Origin of the sequence: Phyllobacterium sp. SL163 (assembly GCF_049896885.1) — a bacterium.
In the GTDB taxonomy this organism is placed as follows: domain Bacteria; phylum Pseudomonadota; class Alphaproteobacteria; order Rhizobiales; family Rhizobiaceae; genus Phyllobacterium; species Phyllobacterium calauticae.
In genome coordinates, this window is record NZ_JAFCVE010000002.1 from 362,637 (window position 1) to 388,613 (window position 25,977).

Below are 25,977 nucleotides of genomic sequence, written 5' to 3' on the forward strand. Positions count from 1 at the left end.
GCGACAATAGGCGGGGCAACCTGAACAGACGTGGAATCCGTCGTTCATCCAGCGTTTCGATTTGTTAAAAGTCTATGAAATTTTCGGTTGTGCCGGGGGCATTCCGGCCTTGCCTGCGGCAGCGGGTTTTCTGACCGACCAGCGGTGATGCAGCCGTGCCAGCATCAGGTAGATGACGGGCGTCGTGTAGAGGGTCAGAACCTGCGAGACGATGAGGCCGCCGACGATGGTGATGCCGAGCGGACGGCGCAGCTCCGTGCCCGGACCAGTGGCAATGATCAGCGGTATGGCGCCCATGATGGCGGCGAGTGTTGTCATCAGGATTGGCCGGAAGCGCTTGAGGCAGGCCTGATAAATGGCCTCTTCGGCCGAGAGACCGGAAACCCGTTCGCCGTGCAGGGCGAAATCCACCATCATGATGCCGTTCTTCTTCACGATGCCGATCAGAAGGATGATGCCGATGAAGGCGATCAGTGTCAGGTCCGTGCCTGTCACCACCAGCGCCAGCAGGGCGCCAAGCCCGGCAGACGGCAAGGTGGATATGATGGTCAGTGGATGGGCGAGACTTTCATAGAGAATGCCCAGCACGATGTAGACCGTCAGCAGGGCTGCCAGGATAAGCAGGGGCTGGCTGCCCGTGGATTGGGTGAGCGATGCCGCGTCGCCGGCAAATTCCGCATGCAGCGAATCTGGAAGATGCATTTCGAGCACAGCCGCCTGCACCGCATTGTTTGCCTCTTCCAGTGACGTTCCCAGAGCCAGATTGTAGGAAATGGTGACGGACGGAAACTGGCCCTGATGGTTGACGACGAGGGGTGCCAGCGCGCGCTCGATCCTGGCCACGCTGCTGAGTGGCACCTGAATTCCACCGGTTCCGGTGACATGCAGATTGGCGATCTGCGCGGGGTCGCGTGCATAGTCATTGTTCGCTTCGATCACCACACGGTACTGGTTGCGTGCGGAATAGATGGTGGAAATCTGCCGTTGCGAAAAGGCATTGTTGAGCGCGCTGTCTATATCGCCGATTGCTACCCCCATCCGGGCTGCGGCAACGCGGTCAATGGTGACATTGGCCTGCAAGCCGTTCGGCTGGCGGTCCGTCGCAACGTCAGTCAACCCCGGTTCCTGCTTCAGGCGGTCGAGTATCTTTGGCGCCCAGGTGACCAGTTCGTTGTAGTTGGCATCCCACAGGGTGAACTGATATTGCGACTGGGTCGAGCGTCCGCCGGCACGGATGTCGCCCGGTGAAAAAAGGAAGGTCGAAAGGCCTGCCACGGATGCAAGCGATTTGCGCATGCGGTCGATGACGACAGCGGTCGGGTCGCGTTCTTTCTCCGGTTTCAGCGAAATCAGCAGTTGTCCGCGATTGACGCCGGAGGAAAAACCGCCGCCGCCCACCGAGGAGCCAACGCCCGCAACCGCCGGGTCCTGGCCCGCGATCTCTGCCGCCTGCCGTTGCAACAGCACCATGGCCGGATAGGAGATGTCGGTGGAGGCCTGCGTGCCGCCCATGATGAAGCCCGTATCGTCCTGCGGAAAGAAGCCCTTGGGAACCTTGATGTAGAGAAAGATCGTGATGGCTACGCAGGCAAAAATCACGAGAACAGCCAGAACCCGGTGATAGAGAACGCTCTTCAGTGTGCGGCCATAGAAACCGATAACCGCATCCAGCGTGCCTTCGACGATACGGCCGAAAATACCCGGGCGTGCGTCGGTGTCATGGGCCTTCAGTCTGTGTCCGCAGATCATGGGCGTGACGGTCAGCGATACCACGGTGGAAACCGCAATCGTGAATGCAAGCGTCAGCGAGAATGTCTGGAAGAAACGGCCGACAATGCCACCCATGAAGAAGAGGGGAATGAAGGCGGCGAGCAATGACAGGCTGATCGAGACAACGGTGAAACCGATCTGCCGCGCGCCTTCGAGTGCTGCGCGCATCGGCTTCATGCCCGCCTCCAGATTGGCATAGATGTTTTCGATCATCACAATGGCATCGTCGACAACGAACCCGACGGACACGGCCAGCGCCATCAGGGAAAGATTGTCGATGGACAGGCCCCAGGCCCACATGGCGGCAAAAGTGCCGGCCAGCGACAAGGGCACCGTGACACCCGCCGCAATGGTCGGTGTCGCGCGCCGCAGGAAAACCATGACGACCGCCATCACCAGGCAAATGGTTGCCAGAAGGGTCCACTGCATATCGTTGACGCTGGCATGGATGGTCGTGGTTCGGTCCGAGAGGACGGCAATGTCGATGCCTGGAGGGATCAGCCGTTTCAGATCGGGCAGCAATGTCTTTACCGCATCGACGGTGGTGATGACATTGGCATTGGCCTGCTTCGTGATGTTGAGAAGCACGGAGGGCTTGCCGTTGTACCATGCATCCGAACGGCTGTTTCTCACGCCCTGGTCGACAGTGGCGATATCGGAAAGGCGCACGGCAGTTCCGTCGCCGCTGCGGATAATGACGCGGCCGTAATCCTCCGGCGTTTTCAGCTGCGCATTGGTGCCGATCGAGAAGGCAAAATCAGCGCCGTCAATGGAGCCGACCGGCTCGGCAACATTGGCGTTGGTGATCGCCGTTCGCACATTGTCGAGTGACATGCCCATGGCGGCCAGCCGGTCTGGGTCGAGGCGGATGCGCACAGCGGGTTGATCAGCGCCGCTGGCCGTCACCTCGCCGACGCCGTCGACTTGCGAAATGCGCTGGACGATAACCGTGTCTGCCGCATCATAGATAGCGCTGGCAGAGATCGTATCCGACGTCAGCGCCAGAATGAGGACCGGTGCGGCTGCCGGGTTGACCTTGCGGAAACTGGGCAGCGTCGGCAGATCGGACGGCAAGTCGGTTGCTGCCGCATTAAGTGCGGCCTGCACATCCTGTGCCGCACCGTCGACATCGCGCGACAGATCGAACTGGACTGTAATGTTGGTCGATCCGAGCGAACTGACCGAGGTCAGTTCGGTAACGCCGGCGATGGAGCCCAGGCGGCGTTCCAGCGGAGCGGCGACGCTGGCGGCCATTGTCGCAGGATCGGCGCCGGGACGGCTGGCCGATACGCGGATCGTGGGCAGGTCGACCGATGGCAGGCTGGCAACCGGCAGAAAGCCATAGGCAACAATCCCGAGCATCAGCAGCCCCAGCGCCAGAAGCGTGGTTCCAACAGGTCTGCGGATGAACGGGTCCGAAATGTTCATAGGGCGCCGTCCGTTTCAGGGGCGGGCGTGCCGGTCGGCCGTCCGACGATACGGCTGCGCAGCCGTTCGAAACCGAGATAGATGACGGGCGTCGTGTACAGCGTCAGAAGCTGGCTGAGGACGAGGCCGCCAATGATGCTGATGCCGAGCGGGATACGCAGTTCCGATCCTGTCCCTTGGGCAAGCGCCAGCGGCAGGGCGCCGAAGAGCGCCGCGAGCGTGGTCATCATGATCGGGCGGAAGCGCAGGATCGACGCTTTGACAATCGCTGCGCGCGGATCCAGCCCTTCGGTTCGTTCCGCCTCGAGGGCAAAGTCGATCATCATGATCGCGTTCTTCTTGACGATACCCATCAAAAGCACGATGCCGATAAGCGCGATGATGGACAGGTCCTGGCCAAACAGCATCAGTGCAACCAATGCGCCGACACCCGCCGAGGGCAGTGTCGACAGGATGGTGATCGGATGGATCGCGCTTTCGTAAAGCACGCCAAGCACGATGTAGATCGTGACGATGGCCGCGAGGATCAGCCATGGCTCACCCGCGAGAGAGCTGGCAAACTCGGCGGCATCGCCGGAATATTGCCCGCGGATGGAGTCGGGCAGGGCGATTGCCTTTTGCGCCGCTTGGATTGCGGTCACTGCGTGGCTGAGCGATGCCCCCGGAGCAAGGTCGAAACTGACCGTAACGGCAGGAAACTGCTCGTCATGGCCGATGACGAGGGGAGCCGTCGTGAACGAGGCAGTGGCAAACGCGCTCAGTTGCACCTGCGTGCCGTTGGCGCCGCTGACGTAAAGCTTCTCCAGCGATTTCGGGTCTGCCTGATATTGCGGCGAGGCCTCGAGGATGATGCGGTATTGGTTGGCCTGTCCGTAAATGGTGCCGATCTGGCGCTGTCCGAAGGCATCATTGAGGGTGTCGCTGACCGCCTGCATCGACACGCCAAGCCGGGACGCGGTTTCCCGGTCGACATTGACGAAGATGCGCCCGCCGCCCATTTCCACTTCCGAAGCGACATTGATAAGAGACGGATCGCGCTGCAGTTCCGTTGCAAGCCGCTGCGCCCAGTTGACGACGGTCGCCGTATCCGTGCCGGTCAACGTATACTGATAGGGTGCACGGCTGGTCCGGGTGCTGATGCGGATATCCTGCACGCTTTGGAACGTGACCTGCACACCGGGAATACCGGTGGTTTCGCTGCGCAGACGATCGATGATCTGTGAAGCGGAATCCGACCGCTGGTCCTGCGGTTTCAGCACAAGGCTGAGCGTGCCCGTGTTGGGCGTGAGATTGGTCGTGCTGGTTCCAACGACGGAAACAACACCGGCGACGTCGGGATCGTGCTGCAGCCTGTCGGTGACGATAGCCTGGGTCCGCTTGATCGCCTCGAACGAGGTTGTCGGCTCGGTTTCGATGATCGCCGTTATCAGCCCCGTATCCTGCGAGGGCAGGAAGCCTTTGGGAATAATGACATAAAGCACAATGGTTGCCGCCAGTGTGATGGCTGTCAGCAGCAGCATGAGCTTGCTGCGGTCCAGCGCCCAGAGAAGGCTGCTGCGGTAACCCGCTATGATCCGGTCCATCCCGCGATCAATGCCATGCAGAATGCCGCGGCGTTCGCCTTCGCCCTTGCCGTGCAGGATACGGGCGCACATCATCGGCGTCAGCGTCAATGAAACCACCGCCGACACGACAACCGCTATCGTCAGCGTCAAAGCAAATTCGCGGAACATGCGCCCGACAATGCCCGTCATGAAGAGCAGCGGAATGAACACGGCGATCAGCGAAACGGTCAGCGATATGATGGTGAAGCCGATCTCGCCCGCGCCCTTGAGTGCTGCATCCAGGGGACCTTCGCCATCTTCTATGTGACGCACGATGTTCTCGATCATCACGATGGCATCGTCGACCACGAAGCCGGTGCCGATGGTGAGAGCCATCAAGGAGAGATTATCAAGACTGAACCCGGCAAACCACATCACGCCGAATGTCGCAACAAGCGACAGCGGCAGGGCAACGCCCGCAATGATGGTGGCCCGGACAGTTCGCAGGAAGATGAAGACGACGAGGATGACGAGCGCGACACTGATGGCGAGGGTCAGCTGCACGTCATGGATCGATGCGCGGATGGTGTTGGTCCGGTCGTTCACCACATCCAGCGTGACACCCGCCGGCAAGGCCTGTTTGAGCCGCGGAATCTGTTGCAGCACGCGCGAAACCGTATCGATGACATTGGCACCCGGCTGCCGCATGACGTCGATGACGACCGCGGGCTGCCCCTGGTACCAGGCGCCGACACGGGCATTTTCCAGCCCTTCAACAACCGTCGCCACGTCCTTGAGCAGGACGGGGGAACCATTCTTGTACGTCACGATGATCGCATTGTAATTCTGCGGATCGACGATCTGGTCATTGGCCGAAATGGTATAGGACTGATGGGTGCCATCAAGCGCGCCCTTGGCACCTGCAACGCTGGCATTGGTGATCGCCGTGCGGATGTCTTCGAGCGATATGCCGTAGGAGGCAAGCCGCGGCAGGTCCGCCTGTATACGCACCGCCGGTCGCACGCCGCCCTGGATATTGACATTGCCGACGCCCGTGACTTCGCTCAGGCGCTGCGCCATCATCGTATCGGCAAAATCGCTAAGGTTGCGGATCGAATAACTCGTCGAGCGCAGGGCAAGGGTGATGATCGGCGTATCGGCGGGATTCACCTTCGCATAGGTCGGCGGGTAGGGCAGGGTTCGCGGCAGCATGGAACCGGCGGCGTTGATCGCGGCCTGTACATCTTGTGCTGCCCCGTCGATATCCCTGTCGAGATCGAACTGGAGGGTCACCTGGCTGATGCCGAAAGCGCTTGATGAAACCATCGACGAAAGGGAAGGAATTTGCCCCAGCTGCCGTTCGAGCGGAGCGGTAACGAGCGAAGCCATGGTGTCGGGATTGGCGCCCGGCAGCTGCGTCGTCACTTGGATCGTCGGAAAGTCCACCTGCGGCAAGGGGGCAACCGGCAGCGCGAGATAGCCGAGGATGCCGCCGAGCAGGACCGCAATCCCCAGCAGCGAGGTTGCGATCGGACGGTGGATGAAGGGGGTGGAAACACTCATTTCGCGGTTCCGTTGTCAGCCTCTTCGCCGTTTGCGCCAGCATTCTTCTGGTTGCGCCGTTTGTGTTGCCGTTCGCCGCTCTTGGGTGCGCCCGCCGGTTGTTTGTCATCGGCCGCCGGGGTGCTGTCCGGTGCAGGCGCAGCCCCCTGATCCCCGGCGCTGGTCACCTGCACCTTGGCGCCATCCTGCAGGCGGGCAAAGCCGGTGGTGACAACGCGGTCGCCGGCTGCCACGCCATCGGTAATGACTGCCTGTACATCGTCTTGCTGTCCCACGGTGACCGGGCGCATGGCAACCGTATCGCCCTGCTGGAGCAGATAGACAAAGGTTCCCGATGGCCCGCGCTGCACCGCTGCGGTGGGGACGACAATCGCGCCGCTCAACGTCTGGACAAGCAGGCGCGCATTGACGAATGCGCCGGGCCAGAGAACGAGTTTGTCATTGGGGAAATTGGCCTTCAGCTTTACCGTTCCCGTTGTCGGATCGACCTGATTATCAATGACGGCAAGCGTGCCGTTGTCGATGACGGTTTTGCCGTCGCCGGAAATGGCTTGCACGGCCAGTGTGCTGGCCGAACTTGCCCGGTTGATCTTGCTCAATTGCTGTTGGGGGATCGCGAATTGCACCGATATCGGCTTGATCTGCGAGAGTGTCACGATGCCCGTCGCATCGGACGTGCTGACGATATTGCCGATATCGACATTGCGGATGCCGGTGCGCCCGTCAATGGGCGCGCGGATGACCGTGTAGTTGAGTGTTGCCTGCGCGCTTTCGATGGCGGCCTCGTCGGATTTGATCTGCGCTTCGTATTGCGCCACCAGCGCGCGCTGCGTGTCTGCCTGCTGCTGGGTGCCGGCATTGGTCTGGGCAAGCTTGGTATACCGTTCGAGGTCAAGCTTGGAATTGGCAAGCAGTGCCTGATCCTGTGCCTTCTTTGCCGTCGCCTGGTCGAGCTGTGCCTTGTAGATCGCATCGTCGATGCGGGCGAGCACGTCACCCGCCTTCACGTCCTGCCCCTCCTGGAATTCGATGGCCGCCAGCTTGCCGCTGACCTGCGAGCGCACCACCACGGAATTGAGAGGCCGCACCGATCCGACGCCATCGATATAGACCGGGACATCGGCGGATTTGGCGTCAGTCACCAGGACAGGTGTGGGGCCGAGGCTCTGTCCGCCACCGCGCCGTGACCCGCCCCGGCGTCCGGTGTCACTCTGGCCGCCGGACGGGGCGGCAGCATTCTGCGCCGCAACGCCCAGACCATTTGTCCACCAGCGATCCCGCGTCACATAAGCGCCTGCACCCAGCGCCGCAATGACCAGGATCGATACCAGGACACGCGATTTCGATACCATTCATTCACCTGTTCTTGTCATCCCTCGAAAGGGCATAAGTTAAACAGGACATTAGCGGGTATTGGGGTTGCTTGGAAATTGCCGCAGCCATTAAATTTTGTCCATATTTGAGCCGCTTTTGCTTGCGTCCATACGCCGTTCAAGGCTAGGAACAATCCGAAACAGATCGCCCTTCTCAAGGTGCCACTTGCTGACTGCCACACGGCTCTATATTGCGTCTTTCGCCCTGACGCTTGTCGCCCTCTTTGCCGTCCTGCAGCTAGGACTGCTTTCGGCTCTGCTATCCGGACTTCTTGTCTACAATCTTGTTCATCTGGCCGCGCCACAGCTGGGTAAACTGGGTGTTTCCAACAGCTTGACGAAGACCCTGGCGCTGGCCCTGCTGGCGATCATTTTCATTCTTCTGATCGTTGCCGCCGTGGTCAGCGGACTCGGACAATTGACCAACGGCACCGAAGGGGTTGTCTCGCTGTTCAAGAAGATGGCTGAGATCATCGATACGGCGCAGGTTCACCTGCCGGACTGGGCGAAGGCGTATTTCCCGGCCAGCCTCGACGAGCTGGAATCCATGGCGGCCAAGTGGCTGCGCGAACATGCCGGCCAGCTGCAGCTTGTCGGGCGCGATTTCGGTGTCCTGATCGTTCGCGTCATCGTCGGCATGGTGATCGGCGGCATGATCGCGCTGAGCACGGTGAATATGTCGCGCGAGCCGGGCCCTCTGGCTGTCGCGCTGGTCGAGCGGGCAAGCCTCCTCAGCGGCGCGTTCCGCAACATCGTTTTCTCGCAGATCCGCATTTCGGCGCTGAACACGTTCCTGACGGCGATCTACCTCGTCGTCATCCTGCCGATCCTTGGCGTGCACCTGCCGCTGGTCAAGACCATGATCGTCGTGACCTTTGTCGCCGGTCTCCTGCCGGTCATCGGCAACCTGATTTCCAATACCATCATCGTCGTTGTGGGTTTGAGCGTGTCGTTCATCGCTGCCGTCGGTTCACTCGCCTTCCTCGTCGTCATTCACAAGCTCGAATATTTCCTGAATGCCCGGATCATCGGCGCCCGGATCAAGTCCCGCTCCTGGGAATTGCTGCTCGCAATGGTAGTGCTGGAAGCGTGGTTCGGCGTGGCCGGTCTCGTCGCCGCCCCTATCTACTACGCCTATCTGAAGGACGAGCTGACGCTGCGCAAGCTCATCTAATCCGCCGGGTCGGTTGGGCTGCGCGCAAACAGCTGTTCGAACCCATCGACATATTTTTCAAAAAGCTTGGAGAAGATTTCGATGTCTTCAGGCGACCAGTCGGCGACCACGCTTTCGACAATGGACTGCTTCAACGCGTGAAGTTCGGCGACCAGCCGTTGTCCGAGCGCCGTCATGACCACGACGATCCGCCGTGCATCGTTCTGCGAGGCCTTGCGGCGCAACACGTTCTTGGCGACCATCTCGGCCACGATGCGGCTGGCGCGCGAGGGGTCGATCCGCAGGGTTTCGGCAATGACGCCGACCGTCACCTCGCCGGCGAGTTCCCCGCGGCGGACCGCATCGAGAACGTCGAGATGGGTCAGTTCGAGACCGGGTGCCAGCTTCTGGATGGCAAGTCGGCCAATCACCCGCCGGCCCGTCATCAGCCGCATGCGGGTCATCACCCGCCCGATGCGCAGGAGATCATCATTCGACCCGGTTTGCGGGGTTTCAATTTTTTGTGTCGTCGTGATTTCTGTCATGATTCCAGCATAACAGATGCCTGTCGGCATTAAAATATGCAAAAGGCATTAAAGTGCGATTGACATATGTATGCTAATAGCACATAAATTGCGCCAATCAAAATCGGATACCCCGCTCCATGAACACGCCCAATACGTTCGAGCCGCTCGTTGCGGACCCGCGCAAGCGGCTGATGCTTTTCTTCTTCCTGATGGCGGCCATGTTCATGGCCGTGCTCGACAATCAGATCGTGTCGACGGCGCTGCCGACCATTGTCGGCGAGTTCGGCGAGCTTGAGCGCTTCGCCTGGATCGGCTCGGCCTATCTGCTTGCCGTCAGTGCGGTGATGCCGGTCTATGGCAAGCTGGGCGACCTGTTCGGGCGCAAATATGTGATGATCGCTGCCATATCCATCTTCACGCTGGGTTCGGCGGTCTGCGGTCTTGCCATTTCCATGAACACGCTGATTGCGGCGCGCGTGCTGCAGGGCCTCGGCGGCGGCGGCGTCATGGTCTCGATTTTTTCTGTGACTGCCGATCTGTTCGAGCCGCGCGAGCGTGCCCGCTACCAGAGCTATATCAGCCTTGTGTTCATGGCGTCCGGTGCCATCGGGCCGGTGCTCGGCGGCACGATGAGCGACCTGTTCGGCTGGCGTTCGATCTTCCTGATCAACCTGCCGATTGGCATTGCCGTCATTGCCGGGCTGGCCTTCATGCTGCCCTACCGCAAACCGGCACGCCGGCCGAAGATCGACTATGCCGGTGCCATCCTGCTCGCCCTGACCACGACCAGCCTTGTTCTGGCCGCCGATGGCGCCCAACTGTTCGGTTCGCTGCTGGCACCCCAGACTGTCTCGCTCGTGGCATTTGCCGTCCTTTGCGCCACGGCATGGATCCTGGTCGAGCGCAAAGCGCCCGAACCGATCATACCGTTGTCGCTGTTCCGCAATTCGACCTTCACCCTGTTCCTGATCATTTCGATCGCCAGCGGTTCGATCGCCATCGGCATGGTCAATTACTTCGCCTTCTTCCTGCAGACCACGACGGGCCTGTCCCCGTCGATGGCAGGGCTGCTGTTCATCCTTCTGACGGGTGGCATTGTCGGCGGCTCGCTTCTGACCGGCCGGCTGATCTCGACCACGGGCCGCTACAAATACCTGTCGGTGGCCAGTCTCACGCTCAGTGCCATTGCCTTCGGCCTGCTCACTCAGGTGCATGCGGGAACGCCTGTGGTCATCATCGGCCTGTTGATGCTCATGCACGGTGCCGGCATCGGCATTGGACAGCAGCTTCCGATCATCGGTGTCCAGAATGCTGCGGGCAGCCGCGATGTCGGCGCGGCGACCGGTTCGGTGTCGCTGGCCCGCATGGCCGGTGCCTCGATCGCCATATCAGCCTATGGCGCGATCATCGCGGCCAACCTGCCGCACGGTGCCGGTGCCATTCCCGGCGTCAGCAATATCGGCGAGCTGACGCCCAAGATGATGGCGGCACTTCCCGAGGCAACGCGCCGGATGCTTGCCGAAAGCTATGCCGCTGCCTTCACGCCGCTGTTTCTGACGGCAGCCTGCATCGCCCTGTTCGGATTGCTGATGGCATTGCTCCTGAAGCCGGTACAATTGCCTGTGGCCGCTGCGGCCAAGAAGCTGGACACGGCCGTGGCCGAGGCGGCGGAATAGGAGAGGTTCCGCCGTCGGTTCAACGTCCCGCCAGCTTTGTGCGCGGTGCGTGGTTCGACAGGCTCACCATGAGGGAGGTGGTTTGGCTGAAATGCCAATCGCAAAGGTTGCAGAATGGTGCTGCCTGCAATCCTCACTCTGCCTCATGGTGAGCTTGTCGAACCACGCACCGGAGGTTTTGCAGTCTTCAATATACAAACCGATACCCTAACCCCTTCCACCCGTTTCACTTTCCCACTATGGTCCGCGATGAGACCGGTCGAAACGGGCCGGTCTTGGGGCTTGATAACCCCTCGAGGGCGGCGTTGTGCTGCCGTAAAATGCACTTCCCGGTCTTATGGTCGGGGAGGCCTTCGCGTATGTTCAGGGGGCAACCCTAAAGGCGAAGGCGCTCTCCCTCGAGAGTTATCAGCTCCCCGGTCACCAGAGGCTAAACCTCGGGTGACCACTTTCCTCGCGAGACAAGGGAGTGCACATGGACAATTACAATTTCTGGCAGGATTTGGTTGATACGTACCAGTCGCTATCCGACTGGCTCAAAATTCTGTGGCTGATCGTCCCGCCCGCCTTCATGCTGGGGCTCGTCGCCTTAACGCTGCGCTTTCGCATCGAGAGCAGGAAAGTGGAAAGGCGTTTTGATGGTGAGCTTGTCTACTCCATTCACCGCGATGCGGGCAACCAGCTGCATGTCGTCAGCCATATCCCGCTTGCCGGAGGCAAGACGCCGCTGCTGCTGCTCGATCCCGCTGAAACCACAGAAGCGGCGCGCGATTTGATCGGCAAATAGGACAGGCATTTCTCCGATAGAAAATCAGGCCGGGTTTGCGCAGTCCATCATCGGAACTGCGGGGCCGAGAGAATGGCGGCCGCTGATTTGGAGGATTGTGCAACAAGCCTGCAGGATTGCGCTACTGCTCCGGCCCGGTCCTGCGGCATAGCTGGTTGCCCTACTCATCTCGTCATCTCAAAAGGAATCATTCATGGCTCTTGCTAAAGGCTATGCGGCAACCGACGCCTCCAAACCGCTCACCCCGTTTGTCTTCGAACGGCGGGAACCCAATGACGATGACGTCGTCATCTCGGTCAAATATTGCGGGGTCTGCCACTCCGATATCCATCAGGCACGCGATGAATGGGGTGGCTCCAAATTCCCCATGGTGCCGGGTCATGAGGTCGCCGGGATCGTGACGGCCGTTGGCGCAAAGGTCACGAAGTTCAAGAAGGGCGACCGCGTTGGTGTTGGCTGTTTCGTCAATTCGTGCACGAAATGCGCGGCGCGCGATGCCGATCTCGAGCAGTACATGCCGGGCATCGTCCTGACCTACAATGACGTTGAAGCCGATGGCGTCACGCCCACGCAGGGCGGCTACTCGGATTCCATCGTGGTTAGGGAAGGTTACGTCCTTTCCATTCCGGACAACCTGCCGCTTGACGCTGCCGCTCCGCTGCTGTGCGCCGGCATCACGCTCTATTCGCCGCTGCGGCACTGGAAGGCGGGGCCGGGCAAGAAAATCGCCATTGTCGGCATGGGCGGACTTGGCCATATGGGCGTCAAGCTGGGTCACGCGATGGGGGCGGAGATCACGGTGCTCAGCCAGACCCTGTCGAAACAGGATGACGGGTTGAAGCTCGGTGCAAGCCACTATTATGCAACCAGCAATCCCGAAACGTTCAAGACTCTTGCGGGAACCTTTGACGTCATCATCTGCACCGCCGGTGTGGCGATTGACTGGAATGCCTATCTCGGCCTGCTGAAGATCGACGGCACCATGGTTCTCGTCGGGGCACCGGAGCACCCGGTTCCCGTCAATGCCTTCTCCGTGATCGCCGGACGCAAGAGCCTTGCCGGATCAGGTATCGGTTCGATCAAGGAAACCCAGGAAATGCTGGATTTCTGCGGCGAGCACAACATCGTTGCCGAAATTGAGACCATCGATATCAAGGATATCAACGAAGCCTATGAGCGCGTGCTCAAGAGCGACGTGCGCTACCGCTTCGTCATCGATATGGCGACCCTCTAACCATCGGGTGGCTTGCCGGAGGGCGGTTGAAACCAGCCCCCTCCGGGAAAATGCGGTGCATCACTGTGCCGGTGTAAACACCGCGCAGGGCACGGCAATGCCGCGCAGCCGGTGCTCGCCGAGCGGGATCAGCGGCTGCGCCGTTTCCGCCGCGAAGGCGCCCGAAAGCAAGACGGTGTGGCCAAGCGGGCGGCACAGGCCCTCCAACCGGCTGACCAGATTGACGGCAGGTCCGATGGCGGTGAAATCCAGCCGGTCGGCCGTGCCGATATTGCCCCACAGCATGTCGCCGAGATGCAGTGCCGTGCCGAACGACAGCGGCGGCACACCCCGCAGGGCGCGGTCGCGGTTGAGGTGGTCCATCCCGGCACGGGCAGCGGCGACCGCACGCAGCGCCGCGCCGCAGGCGCCGGCAGCGTCACGCTCGCCAATCGGAAAAATCGCCAGAACGCCATCGCCGATGAATTTCAGCACCTCGCCGCCAAAGGCATGGACGGCACCGGCGATCCGGTCAAACCAGGCATCGAGGGCGGCGATCACGTCCTTTGCACCCGTCGTTTCCGACAATTCGGTGAAGCCGCGAAGATCGGCGAACAGCAGGGCGGCCCGGATGGTCTCGCCCGGCTCGCGCCGCAAACGCCCGGCCAGGACCTGCGTCGCGCTGCGCCGGCCGAGATAGGTGGTCAGGAGTGCGGTCAGCGTCGAGCGCGCAGCCAGCAATGCCAGAGGCGCAGCGGCAAAGCGGGCGGCCTGCCGCAGCAGGTCCGACTCCTCCCCGGTGAGCGGGCGGTGCGCGGCCCAGCCAAGCACGGCACCATTGGCGAAATCCTCCTGCACGGTATTCGTCCCGAGGCTGGCCAGCCAGTTGCCGGCAAGGTTGGCGTCCTGGGGCTCGGCTGGACCAGCCAGGCCCAGCGCCTCGATCACCTGTCCCGTGTCGGCGCGCCACAGCCAGGTGCGCCGTCCAATGACCGGATGGGGTGCTGCCTGGGTGAGCGTGCCGCCGGCCAGCGGCAGGCCGTCGGCGATGAGCCGGGCCGCAAGCGCCGTCAGAAAGGCATCGCCATCCGGCATACCGGTCGCTTCGTCGACGAGAAAGGAAAGAGCGGACGGCAACTGCATGCCTGCCATCATGCAGCGATGCCGGGTCCCTGTCATCCGCTTTTGTTTCTTGCGCGAAATCCCGATTGGCTTACATTGCGCGATGCCGAAGTGAGTGTGCGTCCTGTTGGGAGGAGATCGCCGATGACCGAGACGCTTCGCAATGAAATCGAGATTGCCGCCCCGCAGGCGACGGTCTTCGCCTTCCTCACCGATCCGGACAAGATCCTGCGCTGGATGGGGACGAAAGCGACAATCGAGCCGCATCCCGGCGGGATTTATCTCCTGAGCATCAACGATGCGCACACCGTTCGCGGTCAGTTCACCGAGGTGATTCCTGTCCACCGCCTCGCCTACAGTTTCGGCTGGGAAGGGCATGAAAACGTGCCGCCGGGTTCGAGCCTGGTCGAGATCGACCTCATCGAGAAGGAGGGAGGCACGCTGGTGCGCTTCACCCATAGCGGGCTGCCCAACGAGACGGAACGCGTCAACCACGAAAAGGGCTGGAACCACTACCTGCGCAGGCTGGTGGTGGCGGCAGCGGGCGGCGACCCGGGACCGGACAAACCGCTCAGTTCCTGATGTTCGCGGACAATTGCGATGGCACACCATGCGGTGCGTGACCATGCAGGGACATGCCCAAGGAAATCCCGTCACAATTGTAACTCCCATGCTTTCGGTATCCGGCCCTAAACTCAGGACCGGTAAGCAACATGTCGCACCGGCAATGACGGACGACAGGCAACCGACAATCGAAGGAGAAGAATGATGACATCTCATATAACTGGAACGCGCGAAGAATGGCTGGCTGCGCGGATCGACCTGCTCAAGGATGAGAAGGATCTGACGCGGCGCAGCGACGCGCTGACACAGCGGCGCCAGGAACTGCCCTGGGTTCGCATCGACAAGGAATACCGGTTCGATACCGATGCGGGAAGCGCCTCGCTGGCGGATCTGTTCAAGGGCCGTTCGCAGCTTCTCGTCTACCACTTCATGTTCGGACCCGACTATACCGCCGGCTGCCCGTCCTGCTCGGCCATCGCCGACGGGTTCAACGGCGTCACCGTCCATCTGGAAAATCATGACGTCGCCTTCTCGGCGATATCGCGTGCACCGCTGGCGAAACTGCAGGGTTTCAAACAACGCATGGGCTGGAGTTTCCCATGGGCTTCGTCGTTCAACAGTGACTTCAATCAGGATTTCAGCGTCTGGTTCACCGAGGAGCAGCAGCGCAACGGCGGTATAGAATACAATTTCCGCCGGGAGACACGGATGCCCCTGCCGCCGACGGGCAAAGTGGCTCCGGAATTGCAGCCGCGCGGCGAGGAAGCGCCGATTGATAAAATTGCGGCCATGACTGGTACCGATGCGGCCACCTTCACCCGTGACCGGCCGGGGCTGAGCGCTTTCGTGCTCGATAAGGGCGTCGTCTACCACACCTATTCCAGCTATGCGCGCGGCCTCGACGGCATCTGGGGTATGTATCAATGGCTGGACCGTGCACCGCTTGGCCGCAATGAGAACGGTGTCTGGTGGCGCCATCACGATAAATACGGTCAGGGTTGAACGTCGATGTTCCGCCCGGATTCCGGCAGCGCTTCCGATCCCGGCCTTGCCGGCTGGCTGCGTCTCGCCGCGGCACCGACATTCGCTGTCATGGCGCTCGTCACAGCCCTCTCCGGCGACGCTGACATGATCTGCTCGGCGATGCAGAATGCATCGCCCTTCAGCGGCATGACCCTCATGTATGTGCTGATGAGCATTTTCCATGGGATGCCTTGGCTCAACCTGTTGGCACGGCTGAGACATGGCGCTGCCCGTCAAGTTTGATCCAGAACGGGCAAACAGCATTAATCCGGCGCGCGGTCGCGCGCGCCGGCCTCGAAAACCGGGATGAAGATCAGGTCAGCGGGATGGCGAGACTCGCCTTGACGCGGTCCATCACCACAACCGTACGGAAGCGTTTGACATTGTGGTTGGCAAAGAACAGCCGCCGGGTCAGGCCTTCATAGGCGGCCATGCTGGCCACGATGATCACAAGCATGAAATCGGCCTCACCGGTGACATAGTAGCATTGCTGCACCTCCGGTGCTGCGGCAAAGCTCTTTTTCGCCGCATCGATCAGATCGATGCGCTCGCTTTCCACCTCCACTTCAACAAGGATCGTGATCGGCTGCCCGAGCCGAGCGGGGTCGAGGACGGCAACATTGGCCTGAATGACGCCGCTTTCCTCCATGCGCTTGATCCGGCGCTGCACCGCCGGAGCGGAAAGGTTAACCGCTTCGCCGATGACCCGTTGCGGCGTTGCATTGTCCTTTTGCAGGATATCAAGGATCGCAAGATCGAAATGGTCGAGCTCGGCTGGCACGGTCAGCAGTGGTTTGGCCATGGGACACCTCATTCATGCAACAAACTTGCGCGAGCCAAGCCAAATAAGAGCGCTTTTCTCGCCTTGAGCGCACTATAAATGCGCAAACGGCAGGAGTGAAAGAGCAATGTTGATCCTTAACCGGCATCCCACCCACAATAAGCCGCTCGACCCGCGGGACGCCGAGACCCTTGGTGTCGACGCGGCGGCGGAAGTGGAACGGTATCTGTCCCACCGGGACAATCACGTGCCGATGCCGCTGCATGCACTGCCCGCGCTGGCCGCTAGTCTCGGCATCGCCGCGCTCCACGTCAAGGATGAGGGCGCGCGCCTCGGTCTCGGCAGCTTCAAGGCGCTGGGCGGCTCCTATGCCGTGATCCGGCTCGTGCTCGAGGAAGCGGAACGGCAATTGGGCCGCGCGGTGGATATTGCGGAACTCCACACACCGCCCGTTCGCGCCATCGCCCGCGGCATGACCTTCGGCTGCGCCACTGATGGCAATCACGGCAAGTCCGTCGCGGCGGGGGCCCGGCTTGTGGGTGCGCAGTCGGCAATCTTCGTGCATGCGGGGGTGAGCGATGAACGGGTGGCAGCCATTGCCCGCTACGGCGCCGAGATGATCCGTGTCGACGGCACCTATGACGATTCCATCCGGGAGTCGGCGCGGGTATGCGCGGCCAATGGCTGGACCGTCGTGTCCGACACTTCCTGGCCGGATTATGAACGCATTCCCGGGCTGGTGATGCAGGGCTACACGGCCATCATCCGCGAAGCCTTGCGTGTACTGCCGCAAACGCCAACCCATGTCTTCGTGCAGGCCGGTGTGGGCGGCGTTGCCGCGGCACTCGCAGCATATCTTTCGCTTGTTCTTGGAAAAGAACGTCCGGCCTTCATCGTGGTCGAACCGGCCCGCGCCGCCTGCATTTTTGCCAGCGCGCAGGCGGGCGAGGTGGTCCAGATCGCCCACGGTGAAGCCACTGTCATGGCGATGCTCGAATGCTATGAACCGTCACCCGTGGCCTGGCGTATCCTCTCCCGCGCTGCCGATGCATTCATGACGGTTGAAGAGGACGGGGCCGTCGCGGCGATGAACCGCCTGGCCCGGCCGCTGGGAAAGGACATGGCTGTCGTTGCGGGGGAAAGCGGCGGCGCCGGTTTGGCTGGCCTGCTCGCTGTTGCTGAAGATCATGAGTTGCGCAAAGCTATCCATCTTGATGCCGGTTCGCGCGTGTTCATTGTCAACACTGAGGGGGCGACGGATCCGGCGCGTTACACGCAGCTCGTGGGCTTGGCGCCGGAGATGGTTTTGCGCGCTGCAAGCTGATCGTGCGTGGTTCGACAGGCTCACCATGAGGGAAGATCGGGGACTGCAGGGAGCCATCTTCTGCAACGGTTCCGATTGGCCTTGTCACCAAATCACTCCCTCATGGTGAGCCTGTCGAACCACGCGGGACGGGAATGCCAGCCATTCAGTAATCGCTGCGGCTTAAGCTAGATACTACCCGGCATCAAAAGCAGATGGGGCGGCACACCAAGAGCTTTTGCCAAACGGTCGATCACCAGAACTGTCGGATTTCTGACGCCTCTTTCGACACCGCTGATATAGGTCCGGTGCAACTCTGTCTCAAAGGCAAGCTGCTCCTGAGATAGGCCCATCTCTTCCCGGATTCTTCTCACATTTCTGCCAACGATCTGCCTTGAGTCCATGGCGGCATGTGGCCGTGCATGTAGCTTTTAAGTCTACACACTATGAGTAACAATAGGTGAAAAGTGCTGGTCAATGCGCTCGCGATATGTATACTATAAGTCACAATTGACGTTGAATTTTTGAGCCATCGATATGGATACCTACAATTTCTGGCAGGATTTTTTTGACACGTACCAATCGCTCTCCGACTGGCTGAAGGTGCTGTGGCTGATCGTTCCGCCCGCCTTCGTGCTGGGGCTGGTGGCGCTGACGCTGCGGTTCCGGCTTGCAGGCAGGCGGATGAACAGCGGGCTTGATGGGGAACTGCTCTATTCCATCCGTCGCGATGCGCAAAACCGGATCCATATCATCAGCCACATGCCGCTTGGCGACAGCAATCCACCGCTGCTCTTGGCTGACCCGGCGGGCGGTGACAAGGCAGAGCACGGCCGCGAGCAGCATATTGCCTGAACTTCTTAAGGGTGGACTGGCTCCGGGCGTGATATGATCCTTCCATTGTCGCGCCCGAAAAGGTATGAGCCGCGTATGTCCAGTTCCATGTCATCACTCGAAAACGCTGCAAAATACCTCTCGCCCGAAGACAAGGCGCAGTTCGTCAAGATCAAGCGCGAGATGGAAAAAGCCGGTGCTTCCAGAAAAAGCATCGAAGAGCGTTTGAACGCTTTCATCTGGGATGTGATCGAGTCCGATGATGACGAGGAAGAGGACGAATAGGCATCCCTCGTTCAAGGCCTCGCGGCGCCGGATTTGATGAAATCCACGAATGCGCGCAGCGGAGCCGGCATGAGCCTGCGGCTCGGATAGTAGAGGAAGGGGCCTGAAAAACTCTGCCACCATTCGGCGAGGACGGGCCGGAAGGCACCGCTTTCGAGGCCCTCCGTCAAAAATTCCTCGAATGTACTGATGATGCCGAGACCTGCCAGCGCCGCACCGAGTTCCAGATCCATGGTGGAGGCGATCAACGGTCCCGTCGGGTTGACCTTCACCAGTTCGCCATTCCGCTCGAACTCCCACGGCGCAATGGCGCCGCTGGCAAAGCGGTGGCGTATGCAGGCATGCTGCAGCAGGTCCTTCGGGTGCTGCGGTTCGCCGTGCTTTTCAAGATAGGCCGGTGTTGCAACGCAGATGAAACGCTGGGTGCGCGGGCCGATGGGCACGGCGATCATGTCTTGCTCGATGCTTTCGTCATAGCGGATACCCGCGTCGAAACCGGCTGCCAGCACGTCGATGAAGGTGTCGTTGGTGGTCACTTCCAGCCTGATCCCCGGATGTGCCGTGAGGAACCGGTTGACAATCGGCGGCAGGATACAGTGGGCGACGATGGTGGGAACATTCAGCTTCAGCGTTCCCGTCGGGCTGTCGCGAAAACTGTTGAGCGCGTCGAGCGCGCCGGTGATCTCGCCGAGTGCTGGCGTCAGCCGTTCGAGCAGGCGTGTGCCTGCCTCCGTGGGCGTAACACTGCGGGTGGTACGATTGAGCAGGCGCACGCCGACCCGTTCTTCCAGCCGGCGGATGGCATCGCTGAGCGACGAGGCCGAGACACCGCGCAGCTTAGCGGCGCCGCGGAAGCTGCGGGCTCGCGCCACGGACACAAGCGCATCAAGATCGCTGAGATTGGGATCGTTCATTGTTCGGTTTTCCGTACAGCCCGTACATAGTATGGCGGATTATCGCACAAATGTCCTTGGTTTATAAAGAGCCAACCTGCCGCAGGAAGTGCGGCGGCAAAAGGAGTTCGACAAGATGCAAATTCGTCCATTGGGTGCAACCGGTCCGCAGGTCTCGGCATTGGGTCTGGGCTGCATGGGCATGTCCGGCATATACGGTCCCGCTGACCGTGCCGAGAGTATCGCGACCATTCACGCGGCGCTGGAAGCGGGCGTCAACCTGCTCGATACCGGCGATTTCTACGGCATGGGCCATAATGAGCTGCTGATCAGCGAAGCGCTCAAGGGCACAAAGCGCGATCAGGCGATCCTCAGCGTCAAGTTCGGGGCGCAGCGCGACCCTGCTGGCGGCTGGATCGGCTTTGACGGACGGCCCGCGGCGGTGAAAACCTCGCTCGCCTATTCCCTGCAAAGGCTGGGTGTCGACTACATCGACGTCTATCGCCCGGCGCGTCTTGATCCGAATGTGCCGATCGAGGAGACGGTCGGTGCCATCGCGGACATGGTGAAGGCCGGGTTTGTCCGGCATATCGGCCTGTCGGAGGTTGGTCCCGAAACCATCCGCCGCGCTGCCGCCGTCCATCCGATTGCCGATCTGCAGATCGAGTATTCGCTGATTTCGCGCGGTATCGAGGACCGTATTCTCGCCACCTGCCGGGAACTGGGCATCGGCATCACCGCCTATGGCGTGCTGTCACGTGGTCTGATCAGTGGCCATTGGCGCAAGGACGCGGCCAGCCCGGCGGATTTCCGCGCCCACAGCCCGCGCTTTCAAGGCGAGAATGTCGACAAGAACCTGCGCCTGGTCGATGCGCTGCAGGGCATTGCCGAAGCCCGAGGTGTCACCGTTGCGCAGATCGCCATCGCCTGGGTTGCTGCACAGGGCGATGACATCATTCCCGTTGTTGGTGCCCGCCGCCGGGATCGCCTGAGCGAAGCACTGGGCGCGCTGGATCTGAGCTTGTCCGGGGATGATCTGGAGCGCATCGAGCAGGCTGTGCCGAAAGGCGCTGCGGCCGGAGAACGCTATGCCGCCGCGCAGATGGCGCATCTCGACAGTGAAACGGGCAGCCACTGATCGGCCTTCGCCGATTGGGCCTGCAAAAATCTAGTGGATGGCCGTGTGCACCCGGCCATCGTCCGGCGGGGCAAATGCGGTGGCGATGCGTGCGCCGATATAGTTCTCGATGTTTTCCACGTGGCTGATCTGCTTGCGGAAATCCGTCAATCGCGCGCCTTCAAGATCGGTTCCGGCAGGCAGCGGTGTTGCGGTCGGGTCGTAATATTTATCGCCGATGCGCAGTTCGTAGTAGAGATGCGGGCCCGTGGAGAGGCCGGTCGAGCCGATATAGGCAATCACCTGCCCCTGGCTGACACGCTGGCCGACTTTCAGCGATGGCGGGGTTCGCGAAATATGCGAATAGGTGGTGAAGAACCCGCCATCATGCTTGATGCGGACATATTTGCCATAGCCGGATTCCGATGAGATCACCACCACCTCGCCATCGCCCGCCGCGAGAATGGGCGAGCCGAACGGCGCAGCGTAGTCGACGCCGTTGTGGTGCTTGCGCACTTTCAGGATCGGGTGCGTGCGCCAGGCAAAGCCATCGCCGAGCCGCCCGTTCGGAACCGGGTTTTTCATCAGGGTCTTGGAGGCCGACTGGCCGTCCTCGTCGAAGAATTCCGCCTTGTTGCCGGGCGCTGCGCGGTAATGGTAAAACCGCTTGGTCTTGTCCTTCGTGTTGAAGGTCACGGCAACAGGTTCGGATTCGCCCTGTTCATTGGTGCGGAACACCAGTTCGACGGATTGGTCGAGCAGGGCCGCATCGGTCAGCTTGATGCCGTTTTCCTTGGCAAGCTGCAGAATTTGTCCCGCCATGTGGGCCGGAACATTCAGCTTTTCCAGCTGCTGCATGGCGGCGGGAAATTCCTTTTCGGCCGCCTGCGCCCGGTCGTCCCTGCGCGTATCGGGGCTGGTCGCATCGGCGCTTGCCATGTGGGCATCATGGGCGAGGCGTTCGAACTGCCGCGGGTTGCTGACACGCCGCAGGATGCCGCCATCGTCGCGCGCCAGATCGGATGGCGGGCTGTCATGCCGGAAAAGCCGCGCCATCAGCAGCCGCTCCGGCGCATCCTTGCGCGGCGCCTTTTCCAGAAGAAGCTCGATCCGCTCCGGCGACGCGCTGCTGCTGGCCGTCAACGCCGTCTGCAGCGCCGCCCGGTCCTCGCTGGTCATGTTGGCTGCGGCCAGAAGACCGCCGATGTCTCCGCCCTGCGTGGGCAGGGCAACCACCTGCTCGACAGCGGGGGCTGGCTGCACCTTGGCCGTGCTGACATTGATCGGCGTTCCGCGCACGAGAATGCGTTCTTCGCCCAAACTCGCCAATGCCACGGGCATGGCCGTGGTTTTGGTCTTCGTGGATTTCTCCGTCAAAATGGACTGGAACGGATCGGTGCTGGCGGGCGGAAACCGCTGGGCGAGTGCGGCGGCGTGGCCCGGGCCGGTCCGCGTCTGCGCCTGCTTGTTCGCGCCGATCTTGACCTGATGATAGGCGAATTTTTCCGTCGAACCGTCCGCCTGGCTTTCCAGCACCTTGGCCACCGGTATCGCCTGCACGATGGCGGGCGGGGGGAGGCGGTCGCCCTTCGGCGCGGCTTCGGGCCGCGTGCGCAGCGGTGCGGCAATGGCGGCGATGGCCACGGGCGGGCGCCGGTTCATGACGGTGAGGACGCCCGCAAACATGGCGGCAGAGGCAATCCCGGCGACCAGAATGGCCGAAAGGAAGCGCGCATGGGTGAAAAGCGAAAAGCGGACAATGCGCGATATCTGGCGGATGGCGCCAAAATTATCGTCGATTGCCTGTTCGATTCTGCTTTTTGCGTTTGATCGCGTCATCAGGTCCCGTACGTCACGCTTCCATTGCGCGCGAGGCTATTGTCTAACATGGCAATATCGAGGCACGCGGAACTTTATCCCCAACAAACCGCACTGCGCCCCCTTATAAGGGCTTGTTCGGCGATTGGCGAGCAATCATTTGCCGATGAATTGTCTGTTCAAAGCTCCTGACATCAGGATGGCAGGAGCCCTGTTGTAGGCTGAAACAGCAGCGCGGGAAATTGGACTTTCGATGAACGAGCCTTGCAATACGGCCGGAATGCCTGAATTTGAAGTCAGCGATCTTCTTGATACGGATGTCGTATCGCTGAAGAATGTCCGCTGCCACGGCCATTGCCGGCATCGCAGCGCCGAGGAATGCACCTCCGCCACCCACCTCGTTTTCCCCTATCGCGGGGTCTATGTCAGGCATGTCGGCAGCGGACAGGCGGTGGCCGATGCCAACCACGTGCTGTTCTTCAATGCGGGCGAGGGCTATCAGGTCAGCCACCCCGTTGACGGCGGTGACTCGAGCCTGTCCATGGCGCTGCCCGAAACGGTTTTGCAGGAGCTGGCGCCGCCGTCCCTGCTGAAAAAGGGCGGTGTGTCCGGGTTTCGCGGCCAGCATCAGCGCATCGACCCGCGCGCGCAGGCGCTGGTGGCTCTCCTCCGGCACCATCTGGAAAACGCCAGCATCGAACCGCTGGAAGCGGAAAGCCTGTTGCTGACGCTGGTGTGTCGCAGCCTTGGTCCGCGCACCTCACACGTGCCGCGCGCCAGCTTTGCCCGTAGCCGTCTGGCCGACCGCGTCAAACTGCTGCTGGCGGGCGATCTCTCCCGCCGCTGGACCCTGGCGGACATTGCCCGGGAGATCGGCGGCTCGCCCGTCTATCTCACCCAGGTGTTCCAGCAGGTCGAAGGCATGCCGCTTTGCCGCTATCACCTGCGCCTGCGCCTTGCCCGCGCGCTCGATCTGCTGCCGCGCTGTGATGATCTGACGGCACTGGCACTTGATCTCGGCTTTTCCAGCCACAGCCATTTCACCGCGGCGTTCAAACAGGCCTATGGCCGTTCGCCAAGCGCCTTTCTCCGGTCGGCGCACCCCGGAAACAGCTAAAGATCTCGATAGCAGCGAAAAGCCCGCAATGGTCTCCTGCACCTGCCCGATAGGCGGGTAAAAGGAGTTGAGATCATGAGCCAGAAAACCTGTGCCGTCTGCGATGACGCGCTGGATGCGACCGTCATCGAAGTCAAGATCGGCGACCAGACTGTGGAAGTCTGCTGTGAGGAATGCGCCGGCAAGCTGCGGGAAGCCGCCCCGAGGAAGCCGTCATGACCGTGCAGCAGTTTCAGGCTGCCCGCAAGCACGTGGATACGCCCTCCGGGCGTATCCATTATGCAGAAGCGGGCACGGGCCCCGTTGCGCTTTTCGTCCATGGCATTCTCGTCAACAGCCATCTCTGGCGGCATCAGCTGGCGGGTCTGTCGGATATCCGCCGCTGCATTGCCATCGACACGCTCGCCCACGGTGCGACGGAGGCGTCCGCGACGCAGGACCTGTCCACCGCCGCGCAGGCGGCAATGCTGGCGGAGTTTCTCGATGCGCTTGGCATCGATGCGGTCGACCTCGTCGGCAATGACGGCGGCGGCGCTGTGTGCCAGATATTTGCGGTCAACCATCCAGGCCGTGTCCGCAGCCTTACCCTGACGGACTGCGACACCCATGACAACTGGCCGCCGCAGGCGTTCCAGGGTTTTGTCGACCTGTGTGCGTCAGGCGGCCTGCGCGATACGCTGGCGGCGATGCTGGACAACAAGGACATCTTCCGTTCGCCTGGCGCGCTCGGCCCCTGCTACGAGGACACGACAAGCGTCAGCGACGCGACGATCGACATCTACCTCAAGCCCTATTTCTCCGCGCCGGATCGCATCCGAGGACTTGAGCGTTTCGTTGCCGCCTTTGACAACAGCCAGACCGTCGCCATCGAGCCGAAACTGCGCATGCTGGATGTGCCGACCCTGATCGTCTGGGCGACCGATGACATCTATTTCGACCGGAAGTGGGCCCATTGGCTGGCCGGGCGCATTCCCGGCACGCGCCGCGTCGTCGAGTTCGAGGGTGCCCGGCTGTTCTTCCCGGAGGAGCGGTCGGAAGCATTCAACCGTGAATTGCGCGCGCATTGGTCCTGACCGGCGCCCGCGATTTCCGTGGCAACGGGATCTCCCCCTTTCCGGGGGGAGACAACGGCCGCACCAACCGGGAAACCAGGAGGATGGAGGCTGAAATGGCCGATTTGATTTCACATGTCATCACCGGGATGAAGCGCCTGTCCGGCCCTCTTGCGCGGCGCTGGCGCAAGGCCCGCACGCACCGGCATATCAACGAGCTTCCCGACCATATTCTTGACGATATCGGCTGGCCGGAGGCTTATATGGACCTGCGGGTCAAGGATGACGCTTCCCCAAGGGCGAAGATTATCTCAAGCAAGCAGTGTCGGAATCCCGCATAGCCAATCGTCTTCAGGACGGAGAAGCGATGGAGAACCGCCATGACGATCACCATTACCGCCTTTGAACGCTCCCCCGACAAGGGACAGGGCCTGGCGCGCGATATGCGCGTGCGCTGGGCGCTGGAAGAAGTCGGCCAGCCCTATACCACCAGACTTGTTTCATTCAGGGCGATGAAGGAGCCCGCGCACCTGGCGCTGCAGCCGTTCGGGCAGATTCCGACCTATGAGGAAGACGGGCTCGCTTTGTTCGAATCCGGGGCTATCCTTTTGCATATCGCAGAGCGCCACCCCGGCCTCTTGCCGGATGATGCCAATGCGCGGGCGCGCGCCATCGCATGGATGTTTGCCGCTGTCGCCACGGTGGAACCGCCGATCCTCGAGCGTCAGGTCGCCCTGTTTGCGGAGGGGGACAGGAACTGGCGCGCGGAGCGCATGCCTCTCGTCGACAACCGCATCCGGGATCGGCTCGGCGAACTTTCCACCCGGCTTGATGATGCCGAATGGCTCGACGGCGCGTTCAGCGCCGGGGACCTGATGATGGTGCACGTGCTCATCCGGCTGCGGGCGTCGGGGATACTGGCGGAATATCCGAGCCTTGCCGCCTATGTCGCGCGCGGCGAAGCGCGCCCCGCCTACCAGCGCGCCTTCTCAGCCCAACGGGCAGTGTTCACCACCGCGCCGGACCGCGATTAG

25 protein-coding genes are annotated in these 25,977 nt (G+C 61.4%); 16 read left to right on the top strand and 9 right to left on the bottom strand.

Features of this window, described 5'->3' with window-relative positions; genetic code table 11:
* Positions 1-72: 72 nt before the first annotated feature.
* The 3 genes from ACP7B1_RS05355 to ACP7B1_RS05365 are packed head-to-tail and all read right to left on the bottom strand — an operon-like array spanning position 73 to position 7,657.
* Positions 73-3,198 carry an efflux RND transporter permease subunit gene (locus ACP7B1_RS05355; protein ID WP_346306113.1) on the bottom strand — a complete coding sequence of 1,042 codons (3,126 nt, stop codon included), beginning with the start codon at positions 3,196-3,198 and terminating at the stop codon, positions 73-75.
* A complete protein-coding gene (locus tag ACP7B1_RS05360; RefSeq protein ID WP_346306114.1) occupies positions 3,195-6,305 on the bottom strand; it encodes an efflux RND transporter permease subunit in 3,111 nt (1,036 codons plus the stop codon). The genes ACP7B1_RS05355 and ACP7B1_RS05360 overlap by 4 nt, the downstream gene beginning before the upstream one ends.
* Positions 6,302-7,657, bottom strand: coding sequence for an efflux RND transporter periplasmic adaptor subunit (locus tag ACP7B1_RS05365; RefSeq protein WP_346306115.1), 1,356 nt, complete (start codon positions 7,655-7,657; stop codon positions 6,302-6,304). The genes ACP7B1_RS05360 and ACP7B1_RS05365 overlap by 4 nt, the downstream gene beginning before the upstream one ends.
* A gap of 187 nt (positions 7,658-7,844) precedes the next feature.
* Here ACP7B1_RS05365 and ACP7B1_RS05370 point away from each other — a divergent pair, with 187 nt between their 5' ends.
* On the top strand, positions 7,845-8,852 hold the full coding sequence (locus tag ACP7B1_RS05370; RefSeq protein WP_346306116.1) for an AI-2E family transporter: 1,008 nt from the start codon (positions 7,845-7,847) through the stop codon (positions 8,850-8,852).
* On the opposite strand, the gene ACP7B1_RS05375 is transcribed toward ACP7B1_RS05370, so the two are convergent.
* Entirely contained in the window at positions 8,849-9,376 is a 528-nt protein-coding gene (locus ACP7B1_RS05375; protein ID WP_346306117.1) for a MarR family winged helix-turn-helix transcriptional regulator, read from the bottom strand. The two genes, ACP7B1_RS05370 and ACP7B1_RS05375, sit on opposite strands and share 4 nt — an antisense overlap.
* Positions 9,377-9,495: 119 nt before the next feature.
* Between ACP7B1_RS05375 and ACP7B1_RS05380 the strand changes: the two genes are divergently transcribed.
* From ACP7B1_RS05380 to ACP7B1_RS05390, 3 genes are all read left to right on the top strand, one after another.
* A complete protein-coding gene (locus tag ACP7B1_RS05380; RefSeq protein WP_346306118.1) occupies positions 9,496-11,034 on the top strand; it encodes an MDR family MFS transporter in 1,539 nt (512 codons plus the stop codon).
* A gap of 475 nt (positions 11,035-11,509) precedes the next feature.
* Complete coding sequence (locus ACP7B1_RS05385; protein ID WP_346306668.1) at positions 11,510-11,821, top strand: hypothetical protein; 312 nt, start codon at positions 11,510-11,512, stop codon at positions 11,819-11,821.
* Between the two features lie 193 nt (positions 11,822-12,014).
* Positions 12,015-13,055 carry an NAD(P)-dependent alcohol dehydrogenase gene (locus tag ACP7B1_RS05390; protein WP_346306667.1) on the top strand — a complete coding sequence of 347 codons (1,041 nt, stop codon included), beginning with the start codon at positions 12,015-12,017 and terminating at the stop codon, positions 13,053-13,055.
* Between the two features lie 60 nt (positions 13,056-13,115).
* Here the strand turns inward: ACP7B1_RS05390 and ACP7B1_RS05395 are convergent, their stop codons facing one another.
* Positions 13,116-14,177: an adenylate/guanylate cyclase domain-containing protein gene (locus ACP7B1_RS05395; protein WP_346306666.1), complete on the bottom strand. Its 1,062-nt coding sequence runs from the start codon at positions 14,175-14,177 to the stop codon at positions 13,116-13,118.
* Between the two features lie 123 nt (positions 14,178-14,300).
* Between ACP7B1_RS05395 and ACP7B1_RS05400 the strand changes: the two genes are divergently transcribed.
* The 3 genes from ACP7B1_RS05400 (at position 14,301) to ACP7B1_RS05410 (ending at position 15,986) form a co-directional block, all read left to right on the top strand.
* The gene (locus ACP7B1_RS05400) at positions 14,301-14,738 is read left to right on the top strand and encodes an SRPBCC domain-containing protein (RefSeq protein WP_346306665.1); all 438 of its coding nucleotides are present in this window, start codon (positions 14,301-14,303) and stop codon (positions 14,736-14,738) included.
* A gap of 186 nt (positions 14,739-14,924) precedes the next feature.
* Positions 14,925-15,722, top strand: a complete 798-nt coding sequence (locus ACP7B1_RS05405; RefSeq protein WP_346306664.1) for a thioredoxin family protein — start codon at positions 14,925-14,927, stop codon at positions 15,720-15,722.
* 6 nt (positions 15,723-15,728) lie between these two features.
* Positions 15,729-15,986, top strand: a complete 258-nt coding sequence (locus ACP7B1_RS05410) for a hypothetical protein (protein ID WP_346306663.1) — start codon at positions 15,729-15,731, stop codon at positions 15,984-15,986.
* 70 nt (positions 15,987-16,056) lie between these two features.
* Here ACP7B1_RS05410 and ACP7B1_RS05415 read toward each other — a convergent pair whose 3' ends face one another.
* Positions 16,057-16,545 carry an Lrp/AsnC family transcriptional regulator gene (locus tag ACP7B1_RS05415; protein ID WP_346306662.1) on the bottom strand — a complete coding sequence of 163 codons (489 nt, stop codon included), beginning with the start codon at positions 16,543-16,545 and terminating at the stop codon, positions 16,057-16,059.
* Positions 16,546-16,651: 106 nt separating this feature from the next.
* On the opposite strand from ACP7B1_RS05415, the gene ACP7B1_RS05420 reads away from it, so the two are divergent.
* On the top strand, positions 16,652-17,848 hold the full coding sequence (locus ACP7B1_RS05420) for a diaminopropionate ammonia-lyase (protein ID WP_426136674.1): 1,197 nt from the start codon (positions 16,652-16,654) through the stop codon (positions 17,846-17,848).
* 167 nt (positions 17,849-18,015) lie between these two features.
* Here the strand turns inward: ACP7B1_RS05420 and ACP7B1_RS05425 are convergent, their stop codons facing one another.
* A complete protein-coding gene (locus ACP7B1_RS05425) occupies positions 18,016-18,231 on the bottom strand; it encodes a helix-turn-helix transcriptional regulator (RefSeq protein WP_346305587.1) in 216 nt (71 codons plus the stop codon).
* Between the two features lie 133 nt (positions 18,232-18,364).
* Here ACP7B1_RS05425 and ACP7B1_RS05430 point away from each other — a divergent pair, with 133 nt between their 5' ends.
* Together ACP7B1_RS05430 and ACP7B1_RS05435 are read left to right on the top strand one after the other, a co-directional pair.
* Complete coding sequence (locus tag ACP7B1_RS05430; RefSeq protein WP_346305588.1) at positions 18,365-18,682, top strand: hypothetical protein; 318 nt, start codon at positions 18,365-18,367, stop codon at positions 18,680-18,682.
* Between the two features lie 75 nt (positions 18,683-18,757).
* Positions 18,758-18,946, top strand: a complete 189-nt coding sequence (locus tag ACP7B1_RS05435; RefSeq protein WP_130268630.1) for a hypothetical protein — start codon at positions 18,758-18,760, stop codon at positions 18,944-18,946.
* An 11-nt stretch (positions 18,947-18,957) separates the two neighbouring features.
* On the opposite strand, the gene ACP7B1_RS05440 is transcribed toward ACP7B1_RS05435, so the two are convergent.
* A complete protein-coding gene (locus ACP7B1_RS05440) occupies positions 18,958-19,860 on the bottom strand; it encodes a LysR family transcriptional regulator (protein WP_346305589.1) in 903 nt (300 codons plus the stop codon).
* A gap of 115 nt (positions 19,861-19,975) precedes the next feature.
* Here ACP7B1_RS05440 and ACP7B1_RS05445 point away from each other — a divergent pair, with 115 nt between their 5' ends.
* Positions 19,976-20,977: an aldo/keto reductase gene (locus tag ACP7B1_RS05445; protein ID WP_346305590.1), complete on the top strand. Its 1,002-nt coding sequence runs from the start codon at positions 19,976-19,978 to the stop codon at positions 20,975-20,977.
* 30 nt (positions 20,978-21,007) lie between these two features.
* On the opposite strand, the gene ACP7B1_RS05450 is transcribed toward ACP7B1_RS05445, so the two are convergent.
* Entirely contained in the window at positions 21,008-22,795 is a 1,788-nt protein-coding gene (locus ACP7B1_RS05450) for a M23 family metallopeptidase (RefSeq protein ID WP_346305591.1), read from the bottom strand.
* 259 nt (positions 22,796-23,054) lie between these two features.
* On the opposite strand from ACP7B1_RS05450, the gene ACP7B1_RS05455 reads away from it, so the two are divergent.
* From ACP7B1_RS05455 to ACP7B1_RS05475, 5 genes are all read left to right on the top strand, one after another.
* A complete protein-coding gene (locus tag ACP7B1_RS05455; protein WP_346305592.1) occupies positions 23,055-23,891 on the top strand; it encodes an AraC family transcriptional regulator in 837 nt (278 codons plus the stop codon).
* Positions 23,892-23,966: 75 nt separating this feature from the next.
* A complete protein-coding gene (locus ACP7B1_RS05460; protein WP_204351110.1) occupies positions 23,967-24,110 on the top strand; it encodes a hypothetical protein in 144 nt (47 codons plus the stop codon).
* Entirely contained in the window at positions 24,107-24,964 is an 858-nt protein-coding gene (locus tag ACP7B1_RS05465; protein WP_346305593.1) for an alpha/beta hydrolase, read from the top strand. The genes ACP7B1_RS05460 and ACP7B1_RS05465 overlap by 4 nt, the downstream gene beginning before the upstream one ends.
* Positions 24,965-25,059: 95 nt before the next feature.
* On the top strand, positions 25,060-25,284 hold the full coding sequence (locus ACP7B1_RS05470; RefSeq protein WP_346305594.1) for a DUF1127 domain-containing protein: 225 nt from the start codon (positions 25,060-25,062) through the stop codon (positions 25,282-25,284).
* A 39-nt stretch (positions 25,285-25,323) separates the two neighbouring features.
* Positions 25,324-25,977 carry a glutathione S-transferase family protein gene (locus ACP7B1_RS05475; protein ID WP_346305595.1) on the top strand — a complete coding sequence of 218 codons (654 nt, stop codon included), beginning with the start codon at positions 25,324-25,326 and terminating at the stop codon, positions 25,975-25,977.

Coding starts and splice junctions, on each gene's coding strand:
- ACP7B1_RS05355 (WP_346306113.1), bottom strand. CDS start 3,198: ATGAACATTTCGGACCCGTTCATCCGCAGACCTGTTGGAACCACGCTT.
- ACP7B1_RS05360 (WP_346306114.1), bottom strand. CDS start 6,305: ATGAGTGTTTCCACCCCCTTCATCCACCGTCCGATCGCAACCTCGCTG.
- ACP7B1_RS05365 (WP_346306115.1), bottom strand. CDS start 7,657: ATGGTATCGAAATCGCGTGTCCTGGTATCGATCCTGGTCATTGCGGCG.
- ACP7B1_RS05375 (WP_346306117.1), bottom strand. CDS start 9,376: ATGACAGAAATCACGACGACACAAAAAATTGAAACCCCGCAAACCGGG.
- ACP7B1_RS05380 (WP_346306118.1), top strand. CDS start 9,496: ATGAACACGCCCAATACGTTCGAGCCGCTCGTTGCGGACCCGCGCAAG.
- ACP7B1_RS05385 (WP_346306668.1), top strand. CDS start 11,510: ATGGACAATTACAATTTCTGGCAGGATTTGGTTGATACGTACCAGTCG.
- ACP7B1_RS05390 (WP_346306667.1), top strand. CDS start 12,015: ATGGCTCTTGCTAAAGGCTATGCGGCAACCGACGCCTCCAAACCGCTC.
- ACP7B1_RS05395 (WP_346306666.1), bottom strand. CDS start 14,177: ATGCAGTTGCCGTCCGCTCTTTCCTTTCTCGTCGACGAAGCGACCGGT.
- ACP7B1_RS05400 (WP_346306665.1), top strand. CDS start 14,301: ATGACCGAGACGCTTCGCAATGAAATCGAGATTGCCGCCCCGCAGGCG.
- ACP7B1_RS05405 (WP_346306664.1), top strand. CDS start 14,925: ATGACATCTCATATAACTGGAACGCGCGAAGAATGGCTGGCTGCGCGG.
- ACP7B1_RS05410 (WP_346306663.1), top strand. CDS start 15,729: ATGTTCCGCCCGGATTCCGGCAGCGCTTCCGATCCCGGCCTTGCCGGC.
- ACP7B1_RS05415 (WP_346306662.1), bottom strand. CDS start 16,545: ATGGCCAAACCACTGCTGACCGTGCCAGCCGAGCTCGACCATTTCGAT.
- ACP7B1_RS05420 (WP_426136674.1), top strand. CDS start 16,652: ATGTTGATCCTTAACCGGCATCCCACCCACAATAAGCCGCTCGACCCG.
- ACP7B1_RS05425 (WP_346305587.1), bottom strand. CDS start 18,231: ATGGACTCAAGGCAGATCGTTGGCAGAAATGTGAGAAGAATCCGGGAA.
- ACP7B1_RS05430 (WP_346305588.1), top strand. CDS start 18,365: ATGGATACCTACAATTTCTGGCAGGATTTTTTTGACACGTACCAATCG.
- ACP7B1_RS05435 (WP_130268630.1), top strand. CDS start 18,758: ATGTCCAGTTCCATGTCATCACTCGAAAACGCTGCAAAATACCTCTCG.
- ACP7B1_RS05440 (WP_346305589.1), bottom strand. CDS start 19,860: ATGAACGATCCCAATCTCAGCGATCTTGATGCGCTTGTGTCCGTGGCG.
- ACP7B1_RS05445 (WP_346305590.1), top strand. CDS start 19,976: ATGCAAATTCGTCCATTGGGTGCAACCGGTCCGCAGGTCTCGGCATTG.
- ACP7B1_RS05450 (WP_346305591.1), bottom strand. CDS start 22,795: ATGACGCGATCAAACGCAAAAAGCAGAATCGAACAGGCAATCGACGAT.
- ACP7B1_RS05455 (WP_346305592.1), top strand. CDS start 23,055: ATGCCTGAATTTGAAGTCAGCGATCTTCTTGATACGGATGTCGTATCG.
- ACP7B1_RS05460 (WP_204351110.1), top strand. CDS start 23,967: ATGAGCCAGAAAACCTGTGCCGTCTGCGATGACGCGCTGGATGCGACC.
- ACP7B1_RS05465 (WP_346305593.1), top strand. CDS start 24,107: ATGACCGTGCAGCAGTTTCAGGCTGCCCGCAAGCACGTGGATACGCCC.
- ACP7B1_RS05470 (WP_346305594.1), top strand. CDS start 25,060: ATGGCCGATTTGATTTCACATGTCATCACCGGGATGAAGCGCCTGTCC.
- ACP7B1_RS05475 (WP_346305595.1), top strand. CDS start 25,324: ATGACGATCACCATTACCGCCTTTGAACGCTCCCCCGACAAGGGACAG.